Here is a 12,208-nt window from a genome sequence, read left to right on the forward strand (position 1 = left end):
CTTTACACGCAGTAAGCTAAGTATTCAAATGACACAACAATGAGAAGTATCAGGGAGGATACCTCAATCAATGTGTCAAACCCACATTAAAATGTTCTCCTTTGAAACTTGAAGCAATAGATGAACTTTATGTTTGATCTATGGTCTTTCTTAATAAGAGTTTTGTTTTCTTGTGTGTTCCCAAGTGTGCTTTAAGCCCCAAAGATTGTTGGGGCTTTTTTTATTTTTGACTTATACATCGCGGTCATTGGGAACCAATAGTTATATTTAAGCGGACGATTTCAAGCTCCGTTGATGTCTAGCCAATTACGATCATTGTATGACAACAAATACCGTAAAGCGGATCATACGGAGATTTTACACTGACTAACTGATTTTTGATGTTTGTTGTCAGTCGTCAATTGCCAAATTTAAAAGGTTACAAAGCGGTAATAGCAGATAACCAGACATTAACTTAGTAAGGTTATGAATAGTATTTTAAATTGATTAAAAGCGGGGATTCCCCACTTTTTTCCATCTTTTACACAAAATCACTGTTTAATGACAGTAAAACTTTTTGCATCCGCCACAATTTTAGCTCCATCACTATAGTTGACTGTCAGCTGAGAAGAGCCAAAATTATAAATTACATATGTGATTCCGTTGTTACTCTTAAAAGCAACTGCTGCTGGATAGTCTGCCGTCAGCTCTCCTGTGCCCATCGCCATTTTGCCAAGCATGTTAAAAGTGTGTAGCCAATGAAACGTATGCGCTTTTGACTCTCCAGTTTCAGGCTCATAAGTGGCAACACTTTCATAATCATCGATACTTGCGCTAGCATCAGTCATTGCCCAGATATTCCACCAGATATCGCGCCACTGGTCTTCAATTAGACCAGATGGTTTACCATTACCAGACTCGCTCAATCCAACTTTAACGTATTCAGCAAGGTAATCAGCGTGTATACCAATATGAAGGTTCAGCGCATTAGTAGGCAGTCCTTGAATACCCAGGATATGGGCATAGGCGGCGCTAAACCAAGTAGAAAATACTGCGCCATCGCCCCAAACAATTGAAGTAGTAATGTTATCGTAGCCAGTAGGAAAGTTATCTTGCTCAGCAACGCTACTTAGATAACCATCAATATTATTCCAATATTGCCAATATGCAGCAGCAGTAGAAGCATGGAGGTAGATTCCGCGGTCAATTAGCTCCTGGTCGCCAGTAATCAGTCCATATAAGATCATAGCACCGTAGGCGTTAGCGGCTTCTGATGTAGATTCGTTATTATTGCCCCTCGCAAAATTTACATTGCCTGAAGCCCACGAGAAACCGTTTGTGGGGTCAAAATGACGCAAATAAGGAAACATCGGGTCATCTCGTCCACCAGCATAGTCTCTAATCAAAAGCTGCACCATTAGTCCGTATTGCGTATCTGAGCACCATTGCGCTTCGTGACGACATATTTCTGCCGCCGCCCTCACAAAGTAACCATAATGGAAATGATGATCATTAAGTTGTTGATGTGCTGCAAAAGACTCTTGCATACCAAGCAATGTATTCCAGTTATCATCGTAAACAAAATATTTATTACTATCCAAAATACCGTTAGATTCGGCTGTAAACCAATCTTCAAGTTCTGCTTTCAACCAGTCTATCAAGCGCTGTTTTTGTGAGGTTAATTCAAGTGCATCAGCTATTGCGATTAACTCTGATACTTTTCCATAAATTTTGCCTGACCAGTAAGTATCCTCATATGTATTCCATTGATTGGACGGAATTTCTAAGTAGTCATCAATCAGCGCCGTTAGCCTGGGAATATCAATATCATTATTGAAGGTTGGCAACGCAGGTAAAACACCAACATGAGGCAAGGAATAAGTGAAACTGTTTTGCACCACAAATTTTGTTATTCCTCGAGCGCTGCGAACTTGGTATCCAGTATCATTGGTTGTTGACGTTAGGTGTTTCCAATGCAAAGGCTGTAATCCAGCGATAGTGATGACAGGTGAACCATCTTCTTGCAAATATTGCTGCGTAATGTTGACCGCATTGGTATTAGTATCGATCGCGTAATCTACTCGCACACTGGCCACTTTATTTTGTGCATATTTTTCGATGAGTGTAATCATCTCCTCATTTGGCGTGGTAGCTGTTGGCATCCAACTGATGGTGTATGATTTGTTCGTATTTGAAACAGTAATATTATTTCCTGAAGGGCTATCAAATTCAGTACCAATATCGCCGCTTATCAAGAAATAATTGCTATTACCAGCAACACTAGTCCAAATACCGAGGCTTTTACCTCCTTGATAATAAGTACCTTTTTCACCACTATCTGCACGAAGTGTTTTGATCAATAAATCTCCTTGATACACATCAACAAACACGTAAGGTGAACCGTGCACATATGTTGCTGACATAACCGCATCGCCTGATGCCCGCCATTCAACAGTCACACTACCGTCACTGGTTGCCTTAGCATAGGCCTGCATATTGTTGTGCTGTGTATTCGCAATTGCGATTCCATCAAACACTTCACTGAATGGATCTGGAATGCGATAGCCAAAATCGATGCCATGCACATTTAATCCACCCGGAATTCCCATCATTCTAAATCCGGCATTAGTAACCCTTGCAGTAATTGGATCTGGCGTAATATAACCAGCGCTATTGGGATCACCAAGTGTCATTTCACCTATGAAGGAGACCGACCCCCACCATCTGTGAGCGGCCACGGGTTGGTCAAGTGCCTGACCGGTCACCTGAGGAAAAAGAGGTGTCGGCTCACCGATGGGCGTGCCTGACGTTGTGTCACAATCAGCGACTCCCGGAGCCACCACTCCAGCGTTATAGATCCAGTTTCCATAGTCATAGACACAACGATAACTTGCAGGATTGATGGTGTCTGAAATGCTACCTGCACCATAATGTGAAAGATTATATTCAACATCGGTTGGAGGCGGCGCAGAGTTTGAAATCGAAGACTCACCGGAATAGTCTTTAGCAAACCTGATATTATCCAAGCGATATTGATTTCCGTCATAGGCAGTCGCCCAAATCACAATTCCGGTGTCTACTTTGCTCAAATCCAGACCTGCTTGCTCCAGGGAGAGCAATGGCACGATAATTTCAGTCCAGCTTGAGTCGACAATAAAATTGATGTGTTGCTCACCAGAGGTGCACGGAAATATACAATCTAGTTTGACCGTATACCGGCCATCGCCTGCCACTGTTTTCAGGTCAAAAAGTAACGCACCACCCCTATATTCTGTAAGGTCGACTGGTGTCGAAGACTTGATAAAAAAACCTGAAAATCGGCCATTTTGCGCATGCTCTAACTCAAGTACATCACCTCTGTCATCGTCTGGAACAACTCGCCAATTAATACTAGGGCAAGCAGCACCCCCATCGTTATTGCACTCGCTAAAATCAATGGCTTCGTCAAAGGCATTCATGCCAGCATCCCATATTGCAGAAGTACTTCCGACGTTGAAAACAGATATTTCATCTGCATCCGACGCAGCTTGAACTTTGACTAAGCGCTCAACAATTGCCTGATTGCCGGCATTGTCAGTGGCTGAGTAAACAAGCTTGTAGTCAGCAGCGCTGTTGATATCAACTTCACCAGTAATGTTAATCGCTACAACGCCGTCAACTAAATCTAATGCTTCAGCACCAGCCTCTATATAGCTATCTCCTACTTGCAATACTACAACTGGATCGCCTAATAAGGTGATCACCGGCGAAGTCGTATCTGCAACGACAACGGTACGTCTAGCGGTTGCAGTATTCCCGGCCGCATCAGTTGCACTGTAGGTCAATGTATAGCTACCAGCAGCCTCTCCTACTGAACCAGATACTGATACCGACACGCTGCCATCAGTGTCATCGGTTGCAGTTGCGCCCGGGTCGCTATAACTGGTGCCTTGCTCGTGATTGATGCTAGAGTCACCGTTTAAAGTAATGACAGGTGCCGTCGTATCTTGAACTGGTGGGCTAGTCGGCGGAGCCGTATCTGAACTGCCGCTACCACAAGCAGACAATAAAAAAGAAAAGATAAAAATAACAATAAGTAGACGCACGGACAGCCTCAAAATCTAAAAAGAGCATATCACATGCTCTGATCAGTAATTGCAAGTCAGATCAGTTGGAGTGGCCTTAGTATGTGCTGAATCGTCCTGTACCATTTCCATTTCCATTTCCATTTCCATTTCCATTTCCATTTCCATATCCATTTCATTCTGTTTGGTTTGAGCAAGCTGCAAAACTTTACCAAGACGCTTGTTATCGACTATTTCGGTGTGGTGCAGTTCCTGAAGTTTATCAAAAGTACTGAATACGAGCATTCGATTGTCCTACTGCGTGAGATTCGACCGTCCGGGTAATCAAAAACTGTGATTTGCTCACCCGCAAGTCTTGCATTCTCTTCCGTGTTCACAATGATATAAACCACCTTGTCATATTGCAGGGAGAGTGCGATTGATAATCGCAGTGAATCATGCCAAGAAAAAATATCACTAAGTTCTTCGCTAGATTCTCGAACAAAGCGGTGTAAGTCTCTCGGACATTTAGCAGGCTTTGCAAATCGATGGTTGTAATCTTCAATAAAACAGGGAAGCCACTCATTCGCTTGCTCGATATTCTTTATCCGTTGCAGTCGCATTTCCTTAATCAATCTGTCCTGACGAGTTTTATTGGCTCTCTCTACTCTTCCTTTGACTTGAGAGCTATTTGCCGAGATAAGCTCAATACCTAAATCGTGAAGTACACGACCAAACTGGGTTAACCCTCTGTTTTTTGGACGCTCATTATTGACCCGAAAAATCGAATGTTTGCCACTGTAAAACGTAACTGGTTTGACGTACTCAGCGATATAATTTCTTGTTTAAATCATATAATCAAACGCGGATTCTGTATCACTAAACCGCAACTGCATGATAAGACTCGTCGCATCATCTACAAACACGAGCAAGCAACACTTGGGACTTCCACCTTCGAACCAATCATGATGAGAGCTATCTATCTGGATCAGTTCACCTAAACAATCTCTTCGCTATCTTGGCTGGTGAATTCGTGGTTTTCGTTTCGCATGCGGCACCCATAGTCCGTCCGCAATCATCCATTGTCGAAGAGTTTCTTTAGAGACGCACAAATTATGATCTTCAGATAGTTTTTCGCAGGCAAATGTCGGGGCAAAATCTGCATAGTATGTCCGAACAACCTCTGGCACTTCTGCTCTCAACGTTTCTGGAAGTTTATTGTTGCTTGGTTGCCCTCTAGAACCATGAACCAGACTGGACACCCCATACAATTTTAGCTTTGCTAACAAACGCCTGACCTGCCTAGGTAAGATATCCAATATCTGGGCAGCATCTACTTGGCTGAGTCGATGCTCTAGAACATCTTGTAGTACTTTGAATCGATTTATATCTTTGTCGCTCATAAGTATCAGCATCGGTTAAAGCACTCTTTTTCACCCATCTTTCAAGCATAAGAGGACATTTCTAAATGGCTCAAACAGGACATTACTACATTGCTTCTACACAATGCCAGCACACGGATGTGCTGTCATTGCTGGTCATTGTTGTGCTGAATACGAAGGTTACGCTTTGCGTGTCAAGGGCTGCGGAGCATTCCTTGCGGCGCAGCCGGCGCCCCGGCAAAACGACATCAAGAGTTATAGTGTTGGCACTTTCAGGAAAAAAACAACTTTAATTCACTATCAACTGCAAAAAATTGAGTTTAGTGGTAAATACAAAATTTATTGTTCAGAACGCTGATTAACGCGCTGCATCAACTTTTCAGCCGACTCCACTCGCTCAGAATATCGGTCTACGAAATAGTCTTTGTTGCCTCGCAGTAATAGAGTGAACTTCATCAACTCCTCCATGACATCCACAATGCGATTGTAATAGCCCGACGGCTTCATGCGGTCGTTGTCATCAAATTCCAGAAATGCTTTTGCCACTGAAGACTGATTGGGAATAGTCACCATGCGCATCCAACGACCCAACTGGCGCAGCTGCTTCACCACGTTGAAAGACTGCGAACCACCGCATACTTGCATTACTGCCAGGGTTTTACCCTGAGTCGGGCGCACAGCACCCAGAGATAGCGGTACCCAATCTATCTGGCTTTTGAAAATTGAAGTCATGGAGCCATGGCGTTCCGGCGAGCACCACACCTGCCCTTCTGACCAGGTCATCAATTCCCGCAGTTCTTGCACCTTGGGATGATCGGCATCTTCCGTATCTGTTTGCGGTAATCCTTGTGGATCAAAGATTTTCACCTGCGCCCCAAAATGGGCCAGGATGCGTGCGCATTCGGCAATCACCAGGCGACTGAAAGAACGTTCCCGCAACGAACCATGCAGCAACAAAAAGCGCGGTGGATGGGCAAGCTCCACAGGTTGGCACTTTTCAAACGTGGGAATATCTAGCTGAGACATGTCCATGTTTGGCAAACTCGTGTCTTTGATTTCAATTGTCTTGTTGTTCAAACCTATTGCGCCCCTAAATTTGCCAGTTGCTCAATGAGAGTTTTCTGATCAGGCTGTGACCTTGCGATTTCCACTAAAGCCTGAACTCGCGTTTTGATTTGTTCAATACAGTCCAAAAACGCCTGTTTCTTTTGTTCATCGGAGCCTTGCAACTTGGACGGATCCGCTAGCCCCCAGTGCACTTTAGTGGATTTACCAAACCACAAAGGACAGGTTTCCCCGGCTGCCGAATCACAAACAGTAACCACCAAATCCGGTGCAAAGTCTTCGAATTCATCCCAGGATTGGCTTTGCAAGCCATCCACGGCATAGCCAGTTTCCTGCAAGTATTGCAACGATAGAGGGTGTACTTCGCCAGCGGGTTGACTACCCGCGCTACGGGCTTCAATTATGCCCTGAGCATGATGGTTGGTGATTGCCTCAGAGAGAATGCTGCGGCAACGATTGTGAGTGCAGATATAGAGTATTTTCATCAATTTTCCAATTAACAAGAGCCGGATTGAGCTTGCAGACGAGCCAGGGCGTCCTCATAAAAGCTAAGGTTATCTTGGGCAGACAAGGCCAAAACCTGCTTTGCCCACTGGGGCAGTTGTGGGTGTACCTTATAGAACACCCACTTGCCGCGACGTTCATCTTGCACAATCTGACACTTTCTCAAGCCAGCAAGATGACGTGAAATTTTCGGCTGCTCCAGCTGCAAGGCTCGCATCAGATCGCAGACACAAGCCTCCCCGGTTTCCTGAATAAGCAACAGAGACTTTAACCGGGTGTCGTCAGCAAGGCATTTATAAAAAGAAAGTGGGTTCATACTCGAAAGATAAACTTTAAAACACATTCGAAATTTCACATATATGAATATTCATATATATTTACACAAAGGTCAATCATCATTTTTTGTTTTTACTAGCTGGCGTAAAAACACCCGCAGAACAGCCTTGCGGTTTAAGCAGCAGAAACGATTTAACTTGAGCGAGATTTAATGTGCTTAATCTCGTCTTCTTCAATACCTAAGCTTCGTAAAAAGCGGGTATGCCCTTCTGGCTGAGCCCGTTCAAATGCCTGATGCCACAACCACATATCATCATCAGTCATCCCTGACTCACGTAAGATAGCTACCCACTGCTGTTTAGACATGATGTAGTCAGGTGCCATCATTTGCGGCGCTTGCAGCAAATTAAGCACTCTTTGCTGCTGTTGTTTTAACTGGGTTATCTGCTCAGCCAGAAAGTGAAAATGGGACTGCAACAAAGTTGCGCTATCACCATGGGACAGCAAAAGCGTTTTAATCTTATCGAGGCCTATCCCGGCATCACGGTAATCACATATTTGTTTTAATCTGGCCCGGTCACCCTCGCTATACAGGCGATACCCCGCGGCAGAGCGCCCCGACGGAGACAACAATCCGAGTTTGTCGTAGTGCAGCAGCGTGCCTCGGGATAATCCAAACTGTTTGGCCAGTTTTCCTATGCTATACATACCACTCCGGCTTTGATTTATCGGGTTCAGCAATGTTCACTCGCGCCCAATCAGTGGCCAATAATGACTCTGAATAATGGCGATGCACCAGCTTTTGACTGTTTTCCAGCAAATCGCTATTGGCTGCCAGAAAATCTGACCAGTTAATGCAGGCCTGCTCAGTCATACGCCAGGCGATTTCCTTCACCATAAACCAGCTCAGAGTTTTATGATACTTTTGCGCGGCCCCCAAGGACGTGGCATACCGTTTAATACCATCCAGAATGCGTTGCATTGCAACCTCTTGCTCAAAGCGCTGCAACTGTAGAAAGGCCAACTTCAAGTGCCCAACATGGTCAAACTGTTCAGCAGGTAGCGTGCAGTCCTCTAGCTGGGTGATAAATAACGTCTCTTGTGGGCTTAGGTTTAGCATCAGCATCATCTCCTCATCAGTTAACGACGAGCAGTATCAACTGTACAGCGATGATCAGGTCAAGCGGCAAACTGATAATAAATAAAACCCAATAACGCTAGAGTAAACAAACCTGCCACCTGATATTTATAGCGTTTTATTACGCGCCCTGCAGCGGGCCCGATATAATAAACCAGCAGCGCCAAACCGAAATAACGCGCGCCTCTGGCGATAATGGCAGCCAGTAAAAACAACAGAAATGGATATTGGGCAATACCCGCACCTAGCATTGCCACCTGAAACGGGATTGGGGTTACCCCAACGGCAAGAATATAGATAAAACCCTGTGATTCGATTTCACCAATCACTTGCTCAAAAGTCTCCTGCGAACCAAACAGGCCGTATAACTGTGTGGCCCATTGCTCATAAAACAGTGCGCCCACAAAGTACCCTGTTACCGCTCCCAACAAACAGCCCAACAAGGCACAGCCTGCCAACCACCAGATTTTATCGCGATTGTGGTGCATCAGTGGGATTAAAATGGCTTCCAGAGGGATTGGAATAATGATGGATTCCAGAAATGACAGTAATGTCAAAACCGGAAAAACTACTTTTGAATGAGCTAGCTCGAGCAGCTTGGCAGCAAGTGATTGTTTAACTTTTTTCATCAATTATGACTTTGCTCTTAGTTTGCTGAATGCGTTTAAAAGTAACAAACACATTCCACCAGCAATCACCCCTACCAGCAGTGAATTCAGCAGTGAAATGAGCCCTTGCCATAAGGCTCCAGTTCCCACAAAACCTGACACCATATTTAGTAGTGCTTCTTCAAAATGATGCAAAACAGGAATATCGTGTACCAAAATTCCGCCCCCCACCAAAAACATGGCAAGGGTGCCAATCACCGACAGTGACTTCATTAAAAACGGCGCAAAAGATAGTAAAAACTGACCGAGGCGTTGTTTAAAACTGTTGCCCGTTTCCAGCAGATATAGTCCTAAGTCATCGAGCTTAACGATACCGGCCACTAAACCATACACGCCCACGGTAAAGGCCACAGCTAAACCGCTCAAAACCAGAATTTGATTGAGCATGGGTGAGGTTTGAACACTGCCCAATACAATAACGATGATTTCTGCCGACAGGATAAAATCTGTGCGAATAGCCCCTTTGATCTTTTGCTTTTCCAGTCTTTCTAAATCGGCCTTGTTGGCTTTAACCTGATTGAGAAAGTCCTGCGCTTCTTGCTCGGCTTGTTGTTTGTGAAACAGCTTATGAAAGACTTTTTCGAAACCTTCGAAACACAAATAAAGACCACCGATCACCAACAAAATAACAATTAAGGGTGGATAGATAGCGCTAATTAACAGTGCCGATGGCACTAAGATGAGTTTATTGAGAAACGACCCTTTAGCAACCGCCCATACCACCGGGAGTTCCCTGTCTGCTTTAACACCCGAGACTTGCTCAGCATTCAGTGCCAAATCATCGCCTAACACTCCTGCGGTTTTCTTGGCAGCTACTTTCGACATTACCGCGACATCGTCTAGAATCGTGGCAATGTCATCAATCAAAGCTAATAAGCTACTGGCAGCCATGGTGTGTTCCTGTGATAAAGAGTGATTATTGTTTATGCCACACCAACATCAAGTTGTTGGCTGGCATAGTGATAACTTCTGAAAGCTGTAAACCCGATGCTGCAACCCAGCCACGCAATTCATCTATATCGCGATAACCGCCATACCCCTCCGAAAGTAAGTGCTGATGAAATGCCAGGTTACTTTCACTACTGAACTGCCCCTTTTCCGTAAAGGGGCCGTATTGGCAAAAGACGCCTCCCAAAGGCAGATGTTGCGCTACCAGTGACATTAACAACTGCACCTCATCTTTTTGCATAATGTGGGCAGTATTAGCAGTATAGATGGCATCAAAATCGCCTTCTGGCCAGGGATCTGCTCCAATACGCAAGGTAACCGGTAACTTCAGGTTTTGTGCGTTAGTGTCCTGAATCCAGGCAATAATGCTGTCGTGATTTTGTATAACATCTGAGGTGTGCCATAAGAGATTCGGCAATTGTGGTGCGAAACAGCTGGCGTGTTGTCCGGTGCCAGAGCCAATCTCCAATAATTGTTGGCTGTCTTTTAGCAATCGCTGTAACTGCTCAAGTATGGGTAAACGATTGTTCTCGCAAGCCTGACTGAATCGCTTTTGCATGTTCCACTGCTCCCTGGATTTGAGTTACACCGCTACAGAGGTTAGCGCACTCGCAGGCACACCGCTATGAAATTTAAAATCTTCATCGGGTGAAGCAATAAGTTCAGCCTCGATTTTGCCAAAATAAGCCACCTTTTCAGAAATATCTCCCCCGGCAATTTCTTCTGCAAGCGTCAGATAGTCTTGATAATGACGGGCCTCAGAGCGAAGCAGTGATACGTAAAACTCTCCCAGTCTTTGGGAAACATGAGGGGCGAGTTTGGCAAAGCGCTCGCAAGAGCGGGCTTCGATATAGGCACCACAAATCAGCTTATCAATAAAAGCATCCGGCTCGTGATTTTTGGTGTGGGACAGCATGCCTTTAGCATAGCGACTGGAGCTGATGTAATCGTACTCAAAGCCCATCTCATCAATGATTTCCAGCACCTGATAAAAGTGATGCAGCTCTTCTTTGATGAGCAATACCATTTTCTCTATCAAAGCCTGGCTATAAGGTTTATCCCCTCTTGGGATCATGGACTTATTCAGCTTATTGTGCTCTGCAAGCACCCGCCAATCCCCTTGTTTGCGATAAGTAAAATCCTCAAAGGGCTTCAGCCAGTTGAGTAAATCTTGGGTACTTTGTGGATCAACGGCATATTTGCGGATCAATAACATCGCCGATTGCGCCGCTTTTAACTCACACACAAGGTGGTCCAACAAAACAGTCTTTAAATTTTCCGGCTTGATGGCTTCATCCAACCAGGCTTGTGGCGTCTCGCATTGCAGGAAGCATTGAATGGGAGCGAGCAGCTCCTGATATTTTTCTAACATGGTATTCAATAAGAGGAATGTGTTGTGTTTGAACTTAGATGCCAACGGCTGGCGCAACTGTACCTTATGGGCTACACAAATACCAGAGCAAAGCATCGGTCAAAAATAACACCAAAAAACTCTCTTTTCAGAATAAATCTGTTGACGATTCACAATAAACCGATGAAAATCAAAGCAACTGTTAACATTTTGTTAACCTGGTGATAACAAGGGGTTAAAATGGTACTAAATCATTTATGGGGCATTTACGCGCATCCGAGAGAAGAATGGCACACCATCGAAAAACGCCACGAAAGCTATCGGTTTAGCCTTTCTCATATTGCAATCATTACCATCATTCCGGCCATCATGGCATGGTTTTCTGCTGCGAAATTGGGTTGGAGTATTGGTGTCGGTGAACGCATATTCCTGAGTTCGTCCGAAGCCGTAATCATGGCGTTTATCATTTATAGCGTGTTACTGGCAGGCATCTTTGGTTTAACCTACATCATCCACTACATGGGCAAACACTACGATTCTAATCCCAGTTGGGCACAATCACTGGAGCTGGCGTCTTACACCGCAACCCCTTTGTTTATGTCGGGATTAGCGGCTTTTTATCCTGAGTTGTGGTTTTTCAGTTTTGTTGCCATGGGCGCACTGGCCTACTCTATTTATCTACTCTATGTCGGTACGCCAATTATTATGCGCATTCCAGTAGAAGAAGGATTTGTCTATGCCAGCTCCATTGTGACGGCAGCCATCCTGCTACTGGTAGCCACCATGATAGCCACAGTAATCGCCTGGGGATGGTTGTTCCATCCGATTTACTCATGATGTAAATTACCTTGATT

At 44.7% G+C, this 12,208-nt stretch carries 11 protein-coding genes and 1 pseudogene; 1 reads left to right on the forward strand and 11 read right to left on the reverse strand.

Translation table 11 applies throughout. The features are described 5' to 3' along the window. Positions 1 to 530: 530 nt before the first annotated feature. From AABA75_RS13725 to miaE, 11 genes and pseudogenes are all read right to left on the reverse strand, one after another. Positions 531 to 4,064 carry a glycosyl hydrolase gene (locus tag AABA75_RS13725; protein ID WP_338293177.1) on the reverse strand — a complete coding sequence of 1,178 codons (3,534 nt, stop codon included), beginning with the start codon at positions 4,062 to 4,064 and terminating at the stop codon, positions 531 to 533. A 42-nt stretch (positions 4,065 to 4,106) separates the two neighbouring features. Continuing rightward, positions 4,107 to 5,425 (reverse strand): annotated as a pseudogene (locus tag AABA75_RS21415) (ISNCY family transposase). A 318-nt stretch (positions 5,426 to 5,743) separates the two neighbouring features. After that, entirely contained in the window at positions 5,744 to 6,436 is a 693-nt protein-coding gene (gene arsH, locus AABA75_RS13745; RefSeq protein WP_338294858.1) for an arsenical resistance protein ArsH, read from the reverse strand. A 47-nt stretch (positions 6,437 to 6,483) separates the two neighbouring features. Then, complete coding sequence (locus tag AABA75_RS13750; protein WP_338293181.1) at positions 6,484 to 6,954, reverse strand: arsenate reductase ArsC; 471 nt, start codon at positions 6,952 to 6,954, stop codon at positions 6,484 to 6,486. Between the two features lie 11 nt (positions 6,955 to 6,965). Next, positions 6,966 to 7,289, reverse strand: a complete 324-nt coding sequence (locus AABA75_RS13755; protein ID WP_338293182.1) for a metalloregulator ArsR/SmtB family transcription factor — start codon at positions 7,287 to 7,289, stop codon at positions 6,966 to 6,968. A 152-nt stretch (positions 7,290 to 7,441) separates the two neighbouring features. Beyond that, the gene (locus AABA75_RS13760; RefSeq protein WP_338293183.1) at positions 7,442 to 7,957 is read right to left on the reverse strand and encodes a MerR family transcriptional regulator; all 516 of its coding nucleotides are present in this window, start codon (positions 7,955 to 7,957) and stop codon (positions 7,442 to 7,444) included. Continuing rightward, positions 7,950 to 8,369 carry a hypothetical protein gene (locus AABA75_RS13765; RefSeq protein WP_338293184.1) on the reverse strand — a complete coding sequence of 140 codons (420 nt, stop codon included), beginning with the start codon at positions 8,367 to 8,369 and terminating at the stop codon, positions 7,950 to 7,952. The genes AABA75_RS13760 and AABA75_RS13765 overlap by 8 nt, the downstream gene beginning before the upstream one ends. Before the next feature lie 59 nt (positions 8,370 to 8,428). Next, positions 8,429 to 9,016, reverse strand: a complete 588-nt coding sequence (locus AABA75_RS13770) for a YqaA family protein (RefSeq protein WP_338293185.1) — start codon at positions 9,014 to 9,016, stop codon at positions 8,429 to 8,431. A gap of 3 nt (positions 9,017 to 9,019) precedes the next feature. Further along, the gene (locus AABA75_RS13775; protein WP_338293186.1) at positions 9,020 to 9,946 is read right to left on the reverse strand and encodes a DUF808 domain-containing protein; all 927 of its coding nucleotides are present in this window, start codon (positions 9,944 to 9,946) and stop codon (positions 9,020 to 9,022) included. A gap of 25 nt (positions 9,947 to 9,971) precedes the next feature. Further along, on the reverse strand, positions 9,972 to 10,562 hold the full coding sequence (locus tag AABA75_RS13780) for a DUF938 domain-containing protein (RefSeq protein WP_338293187.1): 591 nt from the start codon (positions 10,560 to 10,562) through the stop codon (positions 9,972 to 9,974). Between the two features lie 24 nt (positions 10,563 to 10,586). Beyond that, positions 10,587 to 11,375, reverse strand: coding sequence for a tRNA isopentenyl-2-thiomethyl-A-37 hydroxylase MiaE (miaE, locus tag AABA75_RS13785; protein ID WP_338293188.1), 789 nt, complete (start codon positions 11,373 to 11,375; stop codon positions 10,587 to 10,589). A gap of 219 nt (positions 11,376 to 11,594) precedes the next feature. Here miaE and AABA75_RS13790 point away from each other — a divergent pair, with 219 nt between their 5' ends. Further along, complete coding sequence (locus AABA75_RS13790; RefSeq protein WP_338293189.1) at positions 11,595 to 12,191, forward strand: Yip1 family protein; 597 nt, start codon at positions 11,595 to 11,597, stop codon at positions 12,189 to 12,191. Positions 12,192 to 12,208: the final 17 nt, after the last annotated feature.

The sequence above is a fragment of the Planctobacterium marinum genome, from assembly GCF_036322805.1.
In the GTDB taxonomy this organism is placed as follows: Bacteria; Pseudomonadota; Gammaproteobacteria; order Enterobacterales; family Alteromonadaceae; genus Planctobacterium; species Planctobacterium marinum_A.